Origin of the sequence: Hymenobacter rubripertinctus (assembly GCF_003583925.1) — a bacterium.
GTDB classification, from domain to species: domain Bacteria; phylum Bacteroidota; class Bacteroidia; order Cytophagales; family Hymenobacteraceae; genus Hymenobacter; species Hymenobacter rubripertinctus.
This window is the reverse complement of record NZ_QYCN01000025.1, coordinates 36,177-55,692: the sequence shown is the minus strand read 5'-3', so window position 1 is coordinate 55,692 and position 19,516 is coordinate 36,177. Positions and strand designations below refer to the sequence as shown.

General features: G+C 57.9%; 13 protein-coding genes. 3 read left to right on the top strand and 10 right to left on the bottom strand.

Going from position 1 to position 19,516, the window contains the following annotated elements; translation table 11 throughout:
- Positions 1-99 precede the first annotated feature (99 nt).
- Entirely contained in the window at positions 100-2,037 is a 1,938-nt protein-coding gene (locus D0T11_RS15280; protein ID WP_119656667.1) for a hypothetical protein, read from the top strand.
- A gap of 80 nt (positions 2,038-2,117) precedes the next feature.
- Here D0T11_RS15280 and ileS read toward each other — a convergent pair whose 3' ends face one another.
- Positions 2,118-5,519 carry an isoleucine--tRNA ligase gene (gene ileS, locus D0T11_RS15275; protein WP_119656666.1) on the bottom strand — a complete coding sequence of 1,134 codons (3,402 nt, stop codon included), beginning with the start codon at positions 5,517-5,519 and terminating at the stop codon, positions 2,118-2,120.
- A 195-nt stretch (positions 5,520-5,714) separates the two neighbouring features.
- On the bottom strand, positions 5,715-8,138 hold the full coding sequence (locus D0T11_RS15270) for an efflux RND transporter permease subunit (RefSeq protein ID WP_119656665.1): 2,424 nt from the start codon (positions 8,136-8,138) through the stop codon (positions 5,715-5,717).
- 237 nt (positions 8,139-8,375) lie between these two features.
- Here D0T11_RS15270 and D0T11_RS15265 point away from each other — a divergent pair, with 237 nt between their 5' ends.
- Entirely contained in the window at positions 8,376-8,774 is a 399-nt protein-coding gene (locus tag D0T11_RS15265) for a hypothetical protein (protein ID WP_119656664.1), read from the top strand.
- Between the two features lie 140 nt (positions 8,775-8,914).
- Here the strand turns inward: D0T11_RS15265 and D0T11_RS15260 are convergent, their stop codons facing one another.
- From D0T11_RS15260 to D0T11_RS22170, 4 genes are read right to left on the bottom strand one after another with little or no spacing between them, the layout of a single operon-like run.
- On the bottom strand, positions 8,915-10,444 hold the full coding sequence (locus D0T11_RS15260; RefSeq protein WP_119656663.1) for a glycine--tRNA ligase: 1,530 nt from the start codon (positions 10,442-10,444) through the stop codon (positions 8,915-8,917).
- 30 nt (positions 10,445-10,474) lie between these two features.
- Positions 10,475-11,188 (bottom strand): hypothetical protein, encoded by a 714-nt coding sequence (locus D0T11_RS22180; protein ID WP_147374681.1) that lies wholly within the window; start codon positions 11,186-11,188, stop codon positions 10,475-10,477.
- A gap of 3 nt (positions 11,189-11,191) precedes the next feature.
- Positions 11,192-12,265, bottom strand: coding sequence for a hypothetical protein (locus D0T11_RS22175; protein WP_147374680.1), 1,074 nt, complete (start codon positions 12,263-12,265; stop codon positions 11,192-11,194).
- Between the two features lie 15 nt (positions 12,266-12,280).
- The gene (locus D0T11_RS22170; protein ID WP_147374679.1) at positions 12,281-12,496 is read right to left on the bottom strand and encodes a hypothetical protein; all 216 of its coding nucleotides are present in this window, start codon (positions 12,494-12,496) and stop codon (positions 12,281-12,283) included.
- A gap of 323 nt (positions 12,497-12,819) precedes the next feature.
- Here D0T11_RS22170 and D0T11_RS15250 point away from each other — a divergent pair, with 323 nt between their 5' ends.
- Positions 12,820-14,226: an inorganic phosphate transporter gene (locus tag D0T11_RS15250; RefSeq protein WP_119656661.1), complete on the top strand. Its 1,407-nt coding sequence runs from the start codon at positions 12,820-12,822 to the stop codon at positions 14,224-14,226.
- A gap of 215 nt (positions 14,227-14,441) precedes the next feature.
- Here D0T11_RS15250 and D0T11_RS15245 read toward each other — a convergent pair whose 3' ends face one another.
- From D0T11_RS15245 to D0T11_RS15230, 4 genes are all read right to left on the bottom strand, one after another.
- Entirely contained in the window at positions 14,442-14,924 is a 483-nt protein-coding gene (locus D0T11_RS15245) for a hypothetical protein (RefSeq protein ID WP_119656660.1), read from the bottom strand.
- A gap of 59 nt (positions 14,925-14,983) precedes the next feature.
- Positions 14,984-15,475 carry a DUF4385 domain-containing protein gene (locus D0T11_RS15240; RefSeq protein ID WP_182888437.1) on the bottom strand — a complete coding sequence of 164 codons (492 nt, stop codon included), beginning with the start codon at positions 15,473-15,475 and terminating at the stop codon, positions 14,984-14,986.
- 1,157 nt (positions 15,476-16,632) lie between these two features.
- Positions 16,633-18,024: an NAD-dependent dihydropyrimidine dehydrogenase subunit PreA gene (gene preA / locus D0T11_RS15235; protein ID WP_119656718.1), complete on the bottom strand. Its 1,392-nt coding sequence runs from the start codon at positions 18,022-18,024 to the stop codon at positions 16,633-16,635.
- A 140-nt stretch (positions 18,025-18,164) separates the two neighbouring features.
- Positions 18,165-19,490 carry an FAD-dependent oxidoreductase gene (locus D0T11_RS15230; protein ID WP_119656659.1) on the bottom strand — a complete coding sequence of 442 codons (1,326 nt, stop codon included), beginning with the start codon at positions 19,488-19,490 and terminating at the stop codon, positions 18,165-18,167.
- Between the last annotated feature and the right edge of the window lie 26 nt (positions 19,491-19,516).

Sequence of the window (19,516 nt, the reverse complement as noted above, 5' to 3'; positions counted from 1 at the left end):
AACTGCTTTTCGGTAGCGGGCTGGTGCCGCCCCCGGGGTTTCGTACGGTTTGCCTGATCCGGTTCTGTTATGAGCAAAGCAATGAGGAGAATCCTGAGGGTGTCAGGCATACTGGGGCTGCTGGCTAGTGGCCCCGCCCGCGCCCAACAGCCCGATACCCTGGCTCAGACCTACACCGATGCGCGGTTGGGCCTGCGGCTGGCACTACCGGCCAGCTTCCAGGCCACGCCTCACCCCCTCGGCCCCCCCGAACCCGAACTGACGGCCCGGCTGGGGCAACTGGCCGGCCCCGCGGCGGCGGCCGGGGCTTCGGTGCTGGCCGTTATCCGGCAGCAAAACGCCCCCCGCAGTACCCTCACGGTGGTACACCTGCCTACCGGGGCTGCCCTAGCGTGGCTGGGCTGGGGCTTCGAGGCCTGGCGGCCGGGGCGCTACTACCGGGGCAGCAGCAGCCCGCCGCTTACCCAGGAGCTGGCCTGCGCGCTGCCAGCGGGCGGCTGGCTCTATTTGCGGGCCGAGGTGGAGCGGGCGGCTTACGGAGGGGGCCTGGGCCAGTACCCCAACCTGCAACGAACCCTCGATATTCTGTACGGCAGCCGCATTTTCCCGGCCCTGGAACTGCCCGGAACCCCACCCCTGCCCGATGTAGCCGCCCTGGCCCGGTACGCCGACAGCCTGGTTCGGCACGCTCCCGGCGGCAACCCGCAGCCGGCGCTGGCTACGTTGCAGGAGGGCCGGCACGCGGCCGGGGCCAACCAGATTACGCCTGCCGAGTACGCGGCCGACTCCAGCCTCTCCCGCTACCAGCACCGCTACCGCACCATAGCTTACCGCACCACCCTGGCCCTGGCAAACGGCCTCGACAAATACGAATCGTTCGTGAATGCCCCCGCGCAACGGTGGCTACGAAGCGAGTCGGACCTGGACTTCATCTCCTTGCCGCAGCCCCAGTACAGCACCGATGGCACCTTTGGCTGCATGGCGGACGAAATTTATTCGGTCCACGAAGCCCATTCCGATATTCTGCGCCAGACGAAAGGCAAGCAGGTGGCCCTGTTCGACGAAAATGTGCACCGGCCGCATCACCGGACGCTGGTAGCGCAATTATTGCCCGAGTTGTACGCGCAGGGATTTCGCTACCTGCTGGTGAGTACGCTCAACGGGGCTGCCCCTCTGCTTGGTCAGCAGCCCTACCCAGCCGTCAGCCGCCACGAATTCGCGGCCGAGTACCAGTTCGCCAACCTTATCCGCACCGCCCGGCAGCAGGGATTTACGCTCGTTGGCTACGCCGACACCATCCAGCCGGCCGGCATCGACCATGTCATCCGGCATACGTCTGACTTCGGCGCTGAACGACGCCAGAATGAGCACCTCCAGCGGCAGCAACAAAACCTCCGGCGCGCCCTGGAGCAGTTGCCCAAACACGCGCGGGTGGTGCTGTTTACGTCTATGTCCGAAGGCAACTGGGACAACAGGGAGTCGTGGCGGGATGTGCGCCGCCGACTGCTGGCCGGTTGGGGAGGCAAGTCGGTGGTCGTCGTCAACCAGAGCCACACCGAGCACGACCAGTGCATTCCCTACAAGGAGCTGCACCTGCCGCCGCACTGGCAGCACCTCGACTCGCTGGCGGCTCCGGGCCTGGCCCGGAGCATTTACAAGCAGCTGTTGTACCCGGAAAAACCCACCCGCCGCCCGCCCGAAGCCCTTTTAAGCACGGCCGATATAACGGTGTACAACCGCCTCGACGCCCGGCGGCTACCCCTGCCCTACCCGGCCGCCACCAACGCCCGCCCTGTCACGCTCGACCTCGCGCCCTACCGGGCCACCAGTGCCACCGGCCGCCGGGTGCTGCAACTCTACCTGCTGGAAGAACTCAGCGGCCCGCACCCCGACCAGGTACCGCCCGTTTTCACCTCTGAAATCGGCCCGCAGGCCGGGCCGCTAACGTTGCAGCTGTGCCCAGGCCGCTACCGCTACTTTATCCGCGCCACCGCGCCCCTGGCCGAAGTGCAGGCCGATATAACGGTGCCAGAATGAGGCTGCCGGTTGACCGGGCCGCACAAAAAAAGGCTCCGAAACCGTAGTTTCGGAGCCTTGCTGGTGAGCCGGTATCAGGCTCAGGCAGTTGCCACTTCCAGGCGGGCGGGCACCGAGTAGTCGTCGAATTCGAGCACCGTACCGTCGCTGATTTCCGGGGCGAAATCCAGGCTCAGGGCCTGCACTTCTTCCCGGATGTAGTCGCCGAAGGCCTGCACGGCGGCTTGTAGCTCGGGCTGCTGGCCCAGGGTTACGCGGATTTTGTCCTGCACTTCCAGGCCGCTGTCTTTGCGCAGGTTCTGGAGGCGGTTCACCAGCTCGCGGGCCACGCCTTCCTGGCGCAGCTCGTCGGTCAGGGTCACGTCGAGGGCCACGGTGAGGGCGCCGTCGGTGGCCACGAGCCAGCCGGGCAGGTCCTGGGTGCGGATTTCCACGTCGTCGGGGGCCAGGGTGTAGGTTTCACCCTCGATGTCCACGGTCAGCTGGCCGGTTTTTTCGATGGTGCTGATTTCCTCGGCCGTCATCTGCTGAATGCGCGCGCCTACCACCTTCAGCTTGGGGCCATACTGCTGGCCGAGGCGCTTGAAGTTGGGCTTCACCGATTTCACCAGCACGCCGCTGGTGTCGTCGAGGAACTCCACGTGCTTGATGTTCAGCTCGGCGCAGATCAGGTCCTCCACTTTGCCCACCTGGGCGCGGGTGTTGTCGTTGAACACCGGCACCAGAATGCGCTGAAGCGGCTGGCGCACCTTCAGCACCGACTTTTTGCGGAGCGAGTGGGTGAGCGAGGAAATCCGCTGGGCCAGTTCCATGCGTTCCTCCAGGGCCGGGTCGATGCGGGTTTCATCGGCCTGCACGAGAAGCGTAAGGTGGACCGATTCGGGGGCGAACGGGCTGCTTTCGGCAACGCCGGCGGCGCGCAGGCCGTCGGTCATGTTCTGGTAGAGCCACTCGGCGAAGAAGGGCGCGATGGGGGCCATGAGCTGGGCCACGGTGGTGAGGCACTCCTGGAGCGTTTCGTAGGCCGCCCGCTTGTCGGGGGTCAGGTCGCCCTTCCAGAACCGCCGCCGCGAGAGGCGCACGTGCCAGTTGGAGAGCTGGTCGGTGACGAAATCCTGGATGGCCCGGGCCGCTTTGGTGGGGTCATAGGCGTCGTAGTGGCCGCGTACTTCCTTGATCAAGGATTGCAGCTTGCTCAGAATCCACCGGTCCAGTTCGCTTAGCTCGTGGTGGGGCACGCGGGCCGTTTCGGTGGCTTGGAAGCCGTCGAGGTTGGCGTAGAGGGCATAGAACGAGTAGGTGTTGAAGAGCGTGCCGAAGAAGCGGCGCTGCACCTCCGTGATGCCGGCCACGTCGAACTTGAGGTTGTCCCAGGGTTGGGCGTTGGCAATCATGTACCAGCGCGTGGCGTCGGGGCCGTACTGGCTGATGGTGGCAAACGGGTCGACGGCGTTGCCGAGGCGCTTGCTCATCTTGTTGCCGTTCTTGTCGAGCACTAGGCCGTTGGCCATCACGTTCTTGTAGGCCACCGAGTCTTCCAGCATCACGGCCAGCGCGTGCAGCGTGAAGAACCAGCCGCGGGTCTGGTCCACGCCTTCGGCAATGAAATCGGCCGGGAAATTCTTCTGGAATTTCTCACCGTTTTCGAGCGGGTAGTGCCACTGGGCGTAGGGCATGGCACCACTGTCGAACCAGACGTCAATCAGGTCGGGCTCGCGGTACATGGGCTGGCCGCTGGGGCTCACCAGGAAAATATCGTCCACGTAGGGACGGTGCAGGTCTACCTTTTCGCCGTTGGCGTAGGGGTTGTGGGTCATGATTTCGGCCGTTACAGCCTTGTCAATCTCCTGCTTCATCTGCTCGATGCTGCCGATGCAGATTTCCTCGGTGCCGTCCTGGGTGCGCCAGATGGGCAGCGGCGTGCCCCAGTAGCGGGAGCGGCTCAGGTTCCAGTCGACCAGGTTTTCGAGCCAGTTGCCGAAGCGGCCGGTGCCGGTGCTGGCGGGCTGCCAGTTGATGGTTTTGTTGAGCTCGATGAGCCGGTCCTTGACGGCCGTGGTCTTGATAAACCAGGAATCGAGGGGGTAGTAGAGCACGGGCTTGTCGGTGCGCCAGCAGTGCGGGTAGGTGTGCTCGTACTTCTCCACTTTGAAGGCCGTGCCGTCGCCTTTCATGCGGATGGCAATGCTTTCGTCGAGCGTTTTGTAGTCGGCCCCGCTCTGGTCGTGGCCGTCGTAGTTCTTCACCCAACGGCCGCCGAATTCGCCCATCTGGGCCACGTAGCGGCCCGTCCGGTCCACGATGGGGCTCAACTTGCCTTCATCGTCGGCTACCATCAGCGCCGGAATGCCGTTCTGCTGGGCCACCCGGAAGTCATCCGCGCCAAACGTGGGCGAGATGTGCACGATGCCGGTGCCGTCCTCCGTGGTCACGAAGTCGCCGACAATCACGCGGAAGGCGTTTTCCTCGTTTTCAAAGGCTGGGAAGCCAGTGGCGTGGCCGAAGAGACGCTCGTACTTAATGCCGACGAGGTCAGCGCCTTTGAAGGTGTTTTCGATGCGCCAGGGCAGCACTTTATCACCGGACTTGAAGTCCTCAAAGGACGCCTCTTTGCCTTTCTCGGTGAAGTATTTGCCCACCAGCGCCTCTGCCAGCACCACCCGGACGGGCGTGCCGGTGTAGGGGTTGAACGTACGCACCAGCACGTAGGGAATGTTCTTACCCACGGCCAGACCGGTGTTGGCCGGCAGCGTCCAGGGCGTCGTCGTCCAGGCCAGAATGTGGAGTGGCGCGGCATCATCCGCCGCGAACAGCTTCTCCGAAGCCGCATCCCGCACTACCTTGAACTGGGCCACGACGGTCGTGTCCATCACGTCACGGTAGGTGCCGGGCTGGTTGAGTTCGTGCGAGCTTAGGCCGGTGCCGGCCGCCGGCGAGTAGGGCTGGATGGTGTAGCCTTTGTAAAGAAAACCCTTGTCGTAGAGCTTCTTGAGCAGCGCCCAGCAGCTTTCGATGTACTCGGGCTCGAAGGTGATGTAGGGGTCGTCGAGGTCGACCCAGTAGCCCATTTTCTCGGTCAGGTCGTCCCACTGGGCCTTGAAGCGCATGACGGTTTCGCGGCAGCGCTGGTTGTACTCCTCAATGCTGATTTTCTTGCCGATATCCTCCTTCGTGATGCCCAGCTCCTTTTCCACCTGCAACTCGATGGGCAGACCGTGGGTGTCCCAGCCGCCCTTGCGGGGCACTTGCTTGCCGAGCAGCGTCTGGTAGCGGCAGAAGATGTCTTTTACCGTCCGGGCCATCACGTGGTGGATACCGGGCGCGCCGTTGGCCGAGGGCGGACCCTCATAGAATACGAACGTGGGCTGGCCTTCGCGGCTGCTCACGCTTTTCTCAAAGATGCTGTTCTGCTTCCACCAGGCCAGGATATCGGTGCCAACCTGGCCGTAGTTGAGCGGCTGCTTGTATTCGGGGTAGGACATTTTATGTTGGGTATTTCTAGTCGCCTCACGGTCGCCTCACCCCCTAGCCCCCTCTCCGAAAAGGAGAGGGGGGACTAGAGCTAGACGCAACGGATTAGAGCTAGAATCAAGTGTAAGTTTTAGGCTAGTCCCCCCTCTCCTTTTCGGAGAGGGGGCTAGGGGGTGAGGCGACCGTAGGACGTAAAGTGAGGACAATTAACTCTTCCGCATCCTCGCCAGATTCAGTTCCAAGTCGTCGTCCTCGGCGTGGTAGTTGTCATCGTAGTGCTTGATGGCCGACTGGTCGATGGTGGTTTCGTCGGCCCCGTGCTCGAAGGTAACGAGCAGGCAGGGCAGCAGAATCAGGTTGGAGAAGTTGGTGATGAGCAGGCTGGCCGACATGAGCAGGCCCAGGGCCTTAGTGCCCCCGAACTCGGAGAAGGCAAACACCGAAAAGCCCAGAAACAGCACGATGCTGGTGTAAATCATGCTCGTGCCGGCCTCCGAAAGCGTGGTGCTGATGGCGGCCCGCACCCGGCGGCCGTTGCTGGCCATTTCCTGCCGGAACTTGGCCAGCAGGTGGATGGAGTTGTCGCCATCAATACCCAGCGCAATACTGAAAATGAGGGCCGTGCTGGGCTTGAGCGGGATGCCGAAGTAGCCCATAATGCCGCCCGTGAGCAGCAGGGTGAAGAAGTTGGGCAGCAGGGCGAAAAACACCGTCCGGATGCTGCGAAACAGCACCAGCACCACCAGCCCCACCAGCAGGAACGCGTGCAGCAAACTGCTTTTGAGCGTCCCGATCAGGAATTCGTTGCCTTTGGTGAAGATGATGGTGGTGCCGGTCAGCTTCACGTTCATGCCCGTGCCCTTGAAAATCTTATCGATTTCGGGGCGGATCTGCTTGCTGAGCAGCGTGTCGAGGTTTTGGGAGCCGATGTCGGCAATTTTGAGCGAGATGCGCGCCTCCCGCATGGTGGAGTCGGTGAAGGAGCGCATGAGCTTGCTGGTCAGGGCGCCTTCCGAACCCTGCTTCGACTGTGAGCGGGCCAGGTAGCTGAAGATGTAGTTCTTCTCGGAGTTGTCGGGCAGGCGGTAGAAGGCGGGGCTACCGTTGTAGAAGGCCTGGGTGGAGGCTTTCAGGAACGTGACGATGCTGACCGGGCTCGTGAGCACGGGCTGGGTGCGCAGGTACTTTTCGAGGCGGTCGATGCGCTCCAGGTTCTTGATTTTGAGCAGGCCCTTGGCCTTGCCCGTATCCACGACCAGCTCCAGCGGCATTACCCCATTAAAGTGTTGCTCGAAGAACTTGAGGTCGGAATTCACCGTCGAATCCTTGGGTAAATCGTCCACCATATAGGAAACCGACTTCACCTTGCTCACGCCCACGCCGGCCAGCACGGCCAGGGCCAGGGCCGTCAGGTACACCGTGCGGCGGCGCTCCAGCACCAGGTAATCGAAGAATTCGAGCAGCTTAATGAGCGGCTTGGCTTCGAGGTGGTCCAGTTGCTTGGCCGTGGGCGGCGGCAGAATGGTGAAGATGATAGGCATCAGAATAAACGACACCAAAAAGGCGACGTAAATATTGATGGTGGCCACCAACCCGAACTGGAACAGAATGGCAATGTTGGTGAAGCAGAACACCACAAACCCAATGGCCGTGGTGGTGTTGTTCATCAGGGTAACCAGGCCAATTTTGCGCACCACCCGTGTCATGGCCAGCACCTGGTTGCCCGATTTGCGGTAGTCGTAGTGGTAGCGGCTGAGTAAGTAGGTGCAGTTGGGAATGCCGATAACGATGATGATGCTCGGAATCAGGCCCGTGAGCAGGTTAATTTTGTAGCCCAGCAACACCATGCTCCCGATGCACCAGATGACTACAATCATCACAATGAGCAGCGGAAACACCACCGCCGACCAGGTCCGGAAGAACATGAGCAGCGTGAGGGCCATCATGACCAGTGTCAGGGCCACGAAGAACTTCATTTCCGAGGCCACCTTGGTGGTCATGGTGGCCCGCACGTAGGGCAGGCCGGCGTAGTGCAGCCGGATGCCGGTTTTGCGCTCGAAACGGTGGGCATGGGCCAGAATTTCGTCCATCACGGCCCCGCGCCGACTGGAATTCAGGTACTTAGGGTCGAGAGTAAGGGCCAGCAGGGTGGCGCCGGTAACGGGCGAAATCAGCTGGCCCTTGTAGAACTCCTGTTCGTTCACGACGCGCATCAGCGAGTCGAGCTCGGCCTGCGATTTGGGCGGGTTACGGAAGATGGGCACGGCCCGGAAGGTCCGGGCCGTGGTGTCCTTTTCGAGGCGCGGCAGGCGCGGAACGCCCAGCACGCCGTTTACGCCTTCCACGGCGCTGAGCGTGTCGGTGAGCAGGCGCAGCTCGTTGAAGTTGCCCAGCTCGTAGACCGAGCTATCCTGCATGCCCAGCACGAGCACGTTGCCGTCTTCGCCAAACTGGCGCTTGAACTGCTGGAAGTACACCATGTCCGGATCGTCGGGACTCACGACTTGGGCGAAATCGTAGGTCATTTCCACCTTGCGGGCTTCCCAGGCCATGAAGCCGGTAATCACCACCAGCAGCCCAATCAGCAGCCGACGATTCTTAATCACAAACAGGGCAAGGTTTCTCCACATAGGCCGTTAAAATGCAGCAAAGGTACGCAACCCCGGGCAGGTTGCGGGTGAGAATCAGCGGTTAAACCCGCAGGGACTCCCGGCATCCAAACGGCACCACAATTGGAAAAAGCGTTTTTTCTTCCGAATATAGTGAACATTTTATGCCCTATATCTCGTAACCATGCGCAATTCAAGTCGTTGCGTAGCTGAAAAATTGCACTCTACTCCTTTCGGCTTGTTATTTTTTCTTTTAACATGACCTTGTACCATTCCCCGGATGCGTCGTTGACGTACAATCCGGTATCTGAAACCCTGCACCTGAGCTACAACGCCACGGCGTTGTCTATTTCATTCGGCCAGGCCTACCAACGGGCCCTGGAAGAAATGCTGACCCAGAACGTGGGCAAGCTGCTCCTGGATCTGAAGCGCAACGCCCCCCCGACCGATGATATGGAGGAGTTGCTGGCCCCCCTCACCGAGGCCCTGGCTGAGCAGCCCAAACGCCCACTCTTCATTGCTGCCGTCGTATCCGAGGGCCAGTACCAGTACCAGATCGGCAGCTCCATCGCCTCCTCCACCCTGCCCCCCGCCCAGGTGGAGTTCAACTACTTCACCTCCCGCCGCGACGCCACCCAGTGGCTGAGCGAGAATTGATTGAGGACGTATAGAAGAGTTTAAAAAAACTGTCATTCCGACGAAGGAGGAATCTGAGTTGAATCGTTGAACAGGCTCGTTCAACGATTCAACTCAGATTCCTCCTTCGTCGGAATGACAGTTTTTTTGCGTTCCGGCTCCTAGCCTTCCAACTTCTCAAATATGCGCGAGAAGCTCACGGCCTCGCCGATGTAGGCGCGCAGCTCGGCAATCGGCATACGGGTTTGCTCGCGCGAGTCGCGGTGGCGGACCGTCACGGTGTCGTCCTCCAGGGTCTGGCCATCCACCACGATGCAAAAGGGCGTGCCGATCAGGTCCTGGCGGGTGTAGCGCTTGCCGATAGCGTCGCGCTCCTCCATAATCACGCGGAAATCGTGGCGCAGGCTGTTAAAGATTTCGGTGGCCTTCTCGGGCATGCCGTCCTTTTTCACCAGCGGGAAGATGGCCGCCTTGATGGGCGCTACGGCCGGGTGCAGGCGCAGCAGGGTACGGGTTTTGGTTTGCTGCTGCTCGCCTTCGCCCTCGGTAATCGTTTCCTCCTGGTAGGCCTGGCAGAGCGTGGCCAGGAACAGGCGGTCGGCGCCCACCGACGTTTCCACCACGAAGGGCACGTAGTTGCCGTAGGCTTTGCCGGTAGCGGGGTCGATGTCGGCATCGAAGTACTGCTGCTTCTTCTTGCTCAGCGTCTGGTGCTGGGTCAGGTCGAAGTCGCCCCGCGAGTGGATGCCCTCGATTTCCTTGAAGCCAAACGGGAACTCGTACTCAATATCCACGGCGGCTTTGGCGTAGTGGGCCAGCTTGTCGTGGTCGTGGAAGCGGAGCTTGGCGGCGGGCAGGCCCAGGGCCTCGTGCCAGCGGCGGCGCATGGTTTTCCAATGCTCATACCACTCGCCCTCGGTGCCGGGGCGCACGAAGAATTGCAGCTCCATCTGCTCAAACTCCCGCATGCGGAAGATGAACTGCCGGGCCACAATCTCGTTGCGGAAGGCCTTGCCGATCTGGGCAATGCCGAACGGCACCTTCTGGCGGGCCGATTTCTGCACGTTCAAAAAGTTGACGAAGATGCCCTGGGCCGTTTCGGGGCGCAGGTAAATCTGGCTCGAATCCTCGGCCACCGCCCCCACCTGCGTACTGAACATGAGGTTGAACTGGCGCACGTCGGTCCAGTTGCCGGTTTTGCTGACGGGGCACACGATTTTCTCGTCGATGATGAGCTGCTTGACGCCGGCCAGATCTTCGCTGGTCAGCAGACGGCCCATTTCAGCCAGCAGGGTTTCGGCCCGGGCCAGCTCACCGTTCTTCTCGTGCTCGGCGGCCCGGTCTTCGAGCAGCACGTCGGCGCGGTAGCGCTTCTTGCTGTCGAGGTTGTCAATCATGGGGTCCGAAAAGCCGTCGACGTGGCCGGAGGCTTTCCAGGTGAGCGGGTGCATGAAGATGGCCGCGTCGATGCCCACCACGTTCTGGTGGAGCTGGGTCATGGCCTTCCACCAAAGCTGCTTGAGGTTGTTCTTGAGTTCCACGCCGTTGGGGCCGTAGTCGTACACGGCAGCCAGGCCGTCGTAGATTTCCGATGACTGGAATACGAAGCCATATTCCTTGGCGTGCGACACAATATTGGCCAGCGTGCCTTCGGTAGTGGCGGCGGCGGCGGGTTTGGGGGCGTTGCTCATAAGGGGCAAAGTTAGTAGTTCTGCTGTTGCTTACTTAGCCGCCTCTGCCAGATCCCCGAAAAGGGTTTTTTGCCACAGATTGTAGCGAAACGTGAAAGAATAGCACAGGAACTTATCATCTCGGTTGTCTAAAATTCCATTGTATAAATAATGAGCCGCAATATCATAAACAAATTTTTTATTTTTACTAATGTAACCAAAACCTCCGTCAACGCTGTTATTCTCTGGCTTTAATTTTATCTGTTTAGTAAGATAATTAGTCATATAAGATTGCCCAACATTTTGAATACCTACACCCAGCATAATTCTATGTGGAAAAAACCTTATTCTAGATTCATTTATAGTCTTATTCACATGAAAATCTAAATCAATAGAAATTCCTTTCTTATCTTTTATACCATATTTACTCCAATACGAGTGTAGGTAACCGTATCTAAAATATGGAACAAATGATATTTTTAATTTATTTCCTACTTCTACGCTAGGCCCTAACGCTATAACTTGATAATTTCTTTCATAGTCATACGCGATAAATGGATCATATCTAATAGCCCTAAAATTGAAGACATTCATTAAGGTACTTCTTATTTTTATGGATGGACTTAAAATTAAAGTAATCTTGCCTGATAAATTTTGACTATTAGCTAAATTTGCAAAAAAAATAATAATCAAAATAAGGATCCAAGTTATTAGATTTTTATTTTCCTTAGTTTTCATGTTACTAATTTTTAATATTTTTTTCATCAATTAGTAACGTTCATCACCTACCTGATATTGTATGCTGTTTACAATAACTTGATGTCCTTGGTAGAAGAACGGATTTCCAAAATCTCCTGTAGAATACCAGGGATTATCTGAATTAGTTCTAATACTTTGATCTCTCGTAATGATTTCTTGTATATAGACTCCATCATCTGACCGATAAGAAATTCGCAGATTGAGATTATTTTGAAATGATGCAGTCCTTTCACCAGTAGGCCAGGGATCCGCCTCGTATACAATATAGAAAGCATGATCAGCATCTCTATCGTAACTATTCTTATAACCAGGACTAGGATACCAATATGGGTTCCAACTGGAAACTAACCTAGCGTTAACGTCTACCCAAGTTTGCTTATCGACTTCTTTTCGTGAAAAATCTCTAATACTAGATCCATTAAAATCATAATTAGGAAGCCCAGATCCTACAAAGAAGGAAGTAGGAACATCATTTGGAGCAGGAGGATTGAAAGGATTAGTATTAGAGGCATTATTCCAAACTATACTTCCAGCAATGGCTATGTCACTTGCACCTGCTGGCCAGCTCTCTTTCTTTTCTTTCACGGACATAAGTCCAATAGCAGCATTTACAGTAGTCCCAGTTGGCCTATTAGATGTAGAAGAATAATTTTTAATTGCTTTATCTTCTTCGTCTCTATTAATCTTCTCATCAAGAGAAATAATTATCACTGGATTTTTGTTAACATATTTTTCATTTATAAATATTTTTTCAAATTTATTATCATATTTATACCCATTAAAAAACGGAAAATCTTTATCGTTTTCTCCAGCATACGAAAACAAAGAATATTTACCATTCAACAACTTTCCTTGGTCTTTTAAATCATTATATGACGGAATATATATCTTTATTTTCCAATCAATATTATCTATTCCATTAAAGGCTCTTAAACTTACAACGACATCTGCTTGACCATCTATTTTACCAGATACCTGGATCATTTCATCAACAAGATCAATGCCATTTATTTTATATATACCAATTAATTTTTTTAAAATAATTTGTTTCTCCTCCGAAACTATTTTATCAAGCTCCGCCAATAAAATAGTTCTATTTTATTTGTCGTTCAAAACATAAAGTAAAGATTTCCCCACTACATCGAGGTGCTGATGGGTGTAGGCAACCTGCTCTATGTAAGGGGCATTGGCAATGGCTTTGGGACCATTATTGATCTTGGGGCTGATGGCCATGTCATCAAGCGGACGTTCGCAGGAGCAACATAGCAAGGCACTGCACAAGGCAGCGCCTAAATGGTAGCTGAGCTTTTTCATTAAAGTTTGTTTTCAGAGAGAATAAGAACGGAAAGATCAAAGGTATTCAAACATATTAGAACAGTAATATTATTTCTTTAACACGCATCTCAACTGCTGAGCAATAGTTGAGGCTTCTTAGAATAGATCTTCGCCAATCACTTACCGAAAGCCGCTTCTTTAGGCCGGGCTTCCTCTTCAACCATTGTTGACAGCCTGCGTTTAGCGCCTCAACCGCCCCCCTTACTGAACGGGTCCGGTAACAATTTCATAATCTTGCCCCGCCTAAGGGTCCGTTTACCTTTGGGATGACTTAAACCTGAGTTCTCACTAATCCCCCCCGTATGTTTGGCTTAGAGCCTCATGTGCTGCTGCTGCTCGTCGTCTGTCTGATGGCCGCCTGCGCATTTGAATTCGTCAACGGTTTTCACGACACGGCCAACGCCGTGGCTACCGTTATCTACACCAACGCGTTGCGTCCCTGGGTGGCCGTTATCTGGTCGGCCTTCTGGAACTTCATTGGCGTACTCACCGGCGGTATTGCCGTGGCCATGGGCATCGTGTACCTGCTGCCCGTGGAAAGCCTAGTGGACCAGAACGTGTACCACGGCATTGCCATGGTGGGCGCCCTCATCATAGGCGCCATCATCTGGAACGTGGGCACCTGGTACTACGGATTGCCCTCGTCGTCGTCGCACGCTTTAATTGGGTCCATCCTGGGCGTGGGTATTGCCTACAGCTTGCTGCCCGGCGTGCACGACGCGGCCGTGAACTGGGCCAAGGCCGGTGAGGCCGGCCTGGCCCTGATTGTGGGTCCCGTATTCGGCTTCACGCTCACCATTCTGATGATGTTCATTCTCAAGCGGGTATCTACCAGCAAGGTCATCTTCAAGGAGCCCCACAAGCGCAAGCCCCCACCCCTCTGGATCCGCCTCACGCTGGTGGTTACCTGCACGCTGGTAAGCTACTTCCACGGCTCGAACGACGGCCAGAAGGGCGTGGGCCTGATTATGCTCATCCTCATTGGCATCGTGCCCTCTTACTTCGCCCTCGATCAGAGCAAGAACCCGCTCGATATGCGCGATTCATTGGTGCGCGTGGAGCAGGTGATGAGCCGCGTGAACGTGAACGACCTGAGCACGGTGGACAAGAAAGCAGTAGCCGAAATTCAGGCCCAGACCAATACGCTGGACCAGATTTTCGCCAGCGCCCAGACCGTGGAACAACTACCCCAGCAGGCCCGTTTCGAGATTCGCAAGGCCATTCTGCTACTCTCGAACCGCGCCAAGAAGATTCAGGACAGCGACAAAGTACGCCTCAGCACCCTCGACCGGACGACGCTGTCGACGGGTCTGGACAACATGAAAGGCTTCACGGACTACGCCCCCACCTGGGTGTTCGTCATCGTGTCCATCTCGCTCGGCGTAGGTACTATGGTGGGCTGGCAGCGCATCGTGAAAACCATCGGGGAGCGCATCGGCAAGGAGCATCTCACTTACGCCCAGGGCGCTTCCTCGGAGCTGGTAGCCGCCACCATGATCGGGGCCAGCTCGGCCATGGGCCTGCCTTCCTCCACTACGCACGTGCTCTCGTCGGCCATTGCGGGTAGCATGGTGGCCAACCGCGGCATCAAGAACCTCAACCCCCAGATGGTGCGCAACATCGGTCTGGCCTGGGCGCTCACGCTGCCGGTAACCATGGCCCTTTCGGGTGGTCTGTTCCTGCTCTTCCGCGCCCTGATGCCCTCGTAGGCGGCGCAAGAAAGAACAAGCTCCATCTTGTAATTACACAAAAAAGTCCCGCCGGTTCCGGCGGGACTTTTTTGCTGTTGGGCTGACTATCAGGCCGCTGAGGCTGAGGCCGACTAATAGCCTCAAAGTGGGAAACACTGTTGAAAACTCCGGATTATTAGCGAGTTATCAACTTATCCACAAGCATTTACGGGGTATTTGTGGACAACTCAGCGCTAAGCGGGCCATTGCACCTCCAGGTCTTCGTTGATGAAGACGCCGAAGTTGACGAATTGCAGTTCGTTTTCGTCGAAATACATATCAATCATTTCCTTTTCGTAGGAGATGCGCATCTCGCCAGTATCCATTTTCTCCACTTCGCTCTGTTCGTGGCCGTGGCGCTTCATGAGGGCCTGAATTTCTTCGGGACTCTTGCCGTGGATGGCTTCCCCGTAGAGGCGGATGCCGGGGTGGTCGGTTTCGATGCAGCTCAGGCGGTAGTCGTCTTCGCGGTCGAAATACAGGGAGTAGCCTTCTTCGAGGTAGTTCCAGGCCTGGTGCTCAAACTCGTCGTCGTCTTCCGACTCTTCAATTTCTTCGGGCTCGCCCATCAGGGCGCGCACCTCGTCCATGGAGGCACCGAACTTGAGCGGGCCCATGCCGATGCCGAGGCTGATTTCGTTTTCTTCGGTGCTGGAGGGTTGGGCGGAAGTCTGCATTGCCGGGGGTCTTGAAAAGGTAGAGGGTTGAGGAAAGCAAAGGTAGATGTTTCAAAGGGTCATTTGCCGTAACGGTCTTCGAAGGCGGCGCGTTGGGTCTGGTAGGCGGGGTGGGCGCGGGCCTCATCCCAGCGGAGCTTGAAGAGGGCGGCGGCCTCGGCCTTCACGGGGTCTTCGGGCGAACGGGGCAGCTCCGGCCGGCCATGGGCGCCGCTCTGGCCCTTCTTATCGGCCGGCACGGGTCCCGCGTACTTTTTCCCGCCCTGGTGGTTGGCGTAGCGCCGGGCCCGCGTGTAGCCCATCTGCAGGAACTTGCGGGCCATGTCGGCCCCCACGAAATCGTCTTGCGCCAGGTAGGCCTCAAACAGCCCGTAAATCGTAGCGGCCGACTCCCGGGCCACTTCGGGCGTGCGGAAGCGCCAGTGGGGCAGAATCTCGCCTTTATAGGGCTGTACCAGCAGCACGCCCTGCTCGCCCTTGCCCACCTGGTAGAGTTCCGGGTGTTGGCGGAAGTCCACGGTCCGAAAGTCCAGCGTGTAGTCGAAGGGCATGAGCGGCGGGGGTAATGGGCGCAAGCGCCGTGGGCGGGGCGTTTTTATACGCCGCTCCGGTGCCGGAGGCTGCCTCGGAAGCCCAAAATTCTGAAAAGCCGTGGATAACTGCGGGTTTTCGGTGGATAATGCTCTCTTGGTAACTGCTGTTACGCAGGTCGCTTCCGGTAGCTGCGGTGGCAGGTCGTTTTTCGTTTTTCGTTACTCGTTTTTCGGGGCTGATTGGTTAATGAAGACGAATCAGCCCCGAAAAACGAGCAACGAAAAACGAATGCTTCAACGGCTACTGCGTAACAGCAGTGGGTAAGTGGATAACAGGCCCGGGCAGTTCGGCAGTTCTTTTTTCCGCCAGACTCGCGCCTGTTTTGGGGGTACCGCCGGACCGCCGCACTGCTCCCGGCCCGGCGGGCTCCTGGCGGCAACCGGAAGCGACTGCCGGACCGGGTGCCAACCAGGAGTTGGAAGTCCGGTCCGCTTATCCACAGGGTTAATAACTTTTAAGATTCTTTTTTTAAATAAATTCTTTTTGTCCCCCATCGTTAGGGCTGTTGATAAGTGGATAAGATTCAGGAGTTATCCACCGTCGGGATAACATGTGTACAAGAATCGACTTATCCACCGTCCATCAACAGGGTGTGTGGATAATAAATGGCTTTTCGTCAGCGGGTTAAAGCAGTTTTTAACAATCCACAGGACTTATCCAGAAATCCACAATCCACAGCCCGGAGCCAGTGTGGATTGTGGCATTTTCGGGGGATAGTTATCCACCGCTATCCACACCCGGTGTGGGGAAAGGAACCCCTGTTAACGGGAGCAGGAAGCCAAAAAAACTTCTCCGCAAGTTCTCCACGCATTATCCCCAGGTTTCCCCACCATTATCCACAGGTTATGCGCCCAGGTCTTGGGAACGTGGAAAACTATGTGGATTACGGGGAAGCACTACCCCTGAAAAGGCCTCTCCGCTCCCCAAGTCCCGATTTGCTATGTGGATATCTTTGAGGCCAGTTCGCTATATAGAACGAAGTAGGACTTTAGCCGGTCAGCCCCGCAACTGGCCGCTTCTCTCCCCTCCCAATCAGACACTGCTGCTCCGACACACGTCGGCCCGGAAACCGATAAAGATTTCCGGGCCGATACCAGCGGTATATGCTGGCCGATTAGGCTTGCGTAGTGGGCACCTCGGCCGCCGAAGGGTACTGCCGGGCTTTGCCGGGCAGGGTTTTGTGCTTCTCCTTGCCCAGGGCGGCGGCGGGCTCGGGCACCCAGTGGTGGCGGCCGCCGGCTTTTTCGTCGTTGAACTCGGTGGGGATGTCGCCCGCGGCGGTGCGTTCCTTCCAGGTGAGGTGGGCCGTGCCATCGTCCTGGCGGTCCATGGTGATGCAGTCTTCCACGGGGCAGACCAGGGAGCACAGGTTGCAGCCCACGCAGTTGGCCTCGATGATTTCGGGCACGCGGGTGCCGGCATTGAGCTGGATGGCCTGGTGGGCGCCGTCTTCGCAGGCGGTGTAGCAGAGCTGGCAGCCGATGCACTTTTCCGCGTGGATGTTGGCCGTCACCTTGTACTTCATATTGAGCTCTTCCCAGGGCAGCACGTTGGGCAGGGCTTTGCCCACGAAGTCGTAGATGGTGTGGAAGCCCTTATCCGTCATGTACTGCTCCAGGCCGCTGGTCATCTCGCGGATGATGCCGAAGCCGTAGTGCATGGCGGCGGTGCAGACCTGCACGCTGCTGGCCCCGAGCAGGATGTGCTCCACCGCGTCGCGCCAGGTTTCGATGCCGCCGATGCCGGAGATGGGCAGGCGCACGCCCGGGTGCTGGGCGCAGTTCTTGAGCATGTTCAGGGCAATGGGCTTCACGGCCGGGCCGCAGTAGCCGCCGTTGGAGCCCTTGCCGTCCACGATGGGATAGGGCGCGAACAGGTCCAGATCGACGCCCACGATGCTCTGAATCGTGTTGATGAGCGAAATGGCGTCGGCCCCGCCCCGGCGGGCGGCCAGCGCGGGCTCGGTAATGTCACTGATGTTGGGCGTGAGCTTGACAATCACCGGAATCTTGGCCACTTCCATCACCCACTCCACAATGGTCTGGAGCACGTCGGGCTCCTGGCCCACAGCCGAGCCCATGCCCCGCTCGCACATGCCGTGGGGGCAGCCAAAGTTCAGCTCGATGCCGTCGGCCCCGGCTTCCTGGCTCTGGCGCACGATGTCGTGCCACTCCTGCCGGCTCTGCACCATGAGGGAGGCAATGACGGCGTGGTTTGGAAAGCGCTTCTTGACTTCCTCGATTTCGCGCAGGTTGTCGGAGAGGGGGCGGTCCGAAATCAGCTCGATGTTGTTGAAGCCCATCATGCGCTTGTCGCGGTAGTTCACGCTGCCGTAGCGGCTCGACACGTTCACGACGGGCACGCCCAGCGTTTTCCACACCGCCCCGCCCCAGCCCGCATCGAAGGCTTTCATCACCTGGTAGCCGGAGTTGGTGGGTGGGGCCGAGGCCAGCCAGAAGGGGTTCGGGGATTTGATGCCGGCAAAATTGATGGAGAGGTCGGGCATGGTTTTTTTCGATTCTGTCATCCTGAGCCTGCGAAGGACCTTATCACGGCCACCGCTACTTTCCGGATAATTGATTTACGGCAAAATGGGCAGCTGGCATTAGGTCCTTCGCAGGCTCAGGATGACAGTTCCAGTTGTGATTACTTGCTCAGGTATTCGTGGATGCCCCGCGCCGTGGCTTTGGCTTCGGCGGCGGCGTTAACGACTTCCGCGCCGCCGTTGCGGGCGTCGCCGGAGGCGAAGTATTGCGGGTTGGTGGTCTGGCCCGTGCGCTCATCGGCGATGATGCGGCCTTTGCCGTCGGTTTTCAGGCCTTCGATCAGGCCCAGAAATTCGGTCTGCTTGGCCTGGCCGGTGGCTTTAATCACCATGTCGCAGGGCTCGATGAACTCGGAGCCGGGTACGGTTTGCACCTGGCCCTCGTGCAGGGCGGTGCGGATGAACTTGATGCCCTCCACCTTGCCGTTGCCCATGATTTCGACCGGGGCCACGTGGAACAGGCCCTTCACGCCCACGCCCTTCGCCAGGTCGTACTCAAACTCGTAGGCGCCCATGTCTTCTTTTCCCCGGCGGTAGGCCAGAATCACGCTGTCGGCCCCCATACGCGAGGACTCCGAGGCGGCGTCCATGGCCGTGTTGCCGCCGCCGAGCACGATGACCTTGCGGCCCACGGCAGTGCCGTGGTGGTTCAGGCGCAGCTGCTCAATGAACTCGACGGCCCCCACGCAGTTTTCGCGGTCTTCACCGGGCAGCCCCAGCGTGCTGGTTTTGCCCAGGCCGATGCCCAGGAAAATGGCGTCGTACTGTTCTTCCAACTGCTGCAATTCCGCGCGGGAGCGGATGGGCGCGTTGTAGGCAACCGAGTAGCCGAGCTGCTGTTGGAGGTAAGCCATTTCGGCCAGCACTTCCTCGTTGGTGATTTTGTAGGGCGCCACGCCGTACACCGTCAGGCCCGAGGGCTGGGCTTTGGCCTCGAACACGTCCACCGCGTAACCTAGCGTGCGCAACTCGCAGGCGCAGCTGATGCCGGCCGGACCCGCCCCGATGATGGCCACCTTGCGGCCGTTGGGAATGCCGGGAGCCATGAGCGGCTTTTCCTCCTCAATGGCCTTGCGGGTGGCAAAGCTCTGGAGGCGCCCGATTTCGATAGGCTTCACGTCCTGGAGGTTGTACACGCAGGCGCCCTCGCAGAGCACTTCCGTGGGGCAAACCTTGCCGCAGGCGTTGCCGAAGTAGTTGGCCTCGTAGATGGTGCGGGCCGCGCCGGTGTCGTTGCCGGAGTTAATCTGGCGGATGAACTGCGGAATGTCGATGCCCGTGGGGCAGGCCTGGATGCAGGGGGCATCGAAGCAGAACAGGCAGCGCGAGCTTTCAAACAAGGCCTCGGAGCTGTTCATCCGGGGCTTGAGCTGAGCAAAGTTCGCGTCGAATTCCGGCTCGGAAGTAGGGGTAGAGTATTCGGCCACAGCTCTTTTGAATTATGAGATTTGAG

What these genes read in the sequence shown, in the direction of transcription:
- ileS (WP_119656666.1), bottom strand. Translation starts at nt 5,519, where the DNA reads ATGTCCTACCCCGAATACAAGCAGCCGCTCAACTACGGCCAGGTTGGC.
- D0T11_RS15270 (WP_119656665.1), bottom strand. Translation starts at nt 8,138, where the DNA reads ATGTGGAGAAACCTTGCCCTGTTTGTGATTAAGAATCGTCGGCTGCTG.
- D0T11_RS15265 (WP_119656664.1), top strand. Translation starts at nt 8,376, where the DNA reads ATGACCTTGTACCATTCCCCGGATGCGTCGTTGACGTACAATCCGGTA.
- D0T11_RS15260 (WP_119656663.1), bottom strand. Translation starts at nt 10,444, where the DNA reads ATGAGCAACGCCCCCAAACCCGCCGCCGCCGCCACTACCGAAGGCACG.
- D0T11_RS22180 (WP_147374681.1), bottom strand. Translation starts at nt 11,188, where the DNA reads ATGAAAAAAATATTAAAAATTAGTAACATGAAAACTAAGGAAAATAAA.
- D0T11_RS22170 (WP_147374679.1), bottom strand. Translation starts at nt 12,496, where the DNA reads ATGAAAAAGCTCAGCTACCATTTAGGCGCTGCCTTGTGCAGTGCCTTG.
- D0T11_RS15250 (WP_119656661.1), top strand. Translation starts at nt 12,820, where the DNA reads ATGTTTGGCTTAGAGCCTCATGTGCTGCTGCTGCTCGTCGTCTGTCTG.
- D0T11_RS15245 (WP_119656660.1), bottom strand. Translation starts at nt 14,924, where the DNA reads ATGCAGACTTCCGCCCAACCCTCCAGCACCGAAGAAAACGAAATCAGC.
- D0T11_RS15240 (WP_182888437.1), bottom strand. Translation starts at nt 15,475, where the DNA reads ATGCCCTTCGACTACACGCTGGACTTTCGGACCGTGGACTTCCGCCAA.
- preA (WP_119656718.1), bottom strand. Translation starts at nt 18,024, where the DNA reads ATGCCCGACCTCTCCATCAATTTTGCCGGCATCAAATCCCCGAACCCC.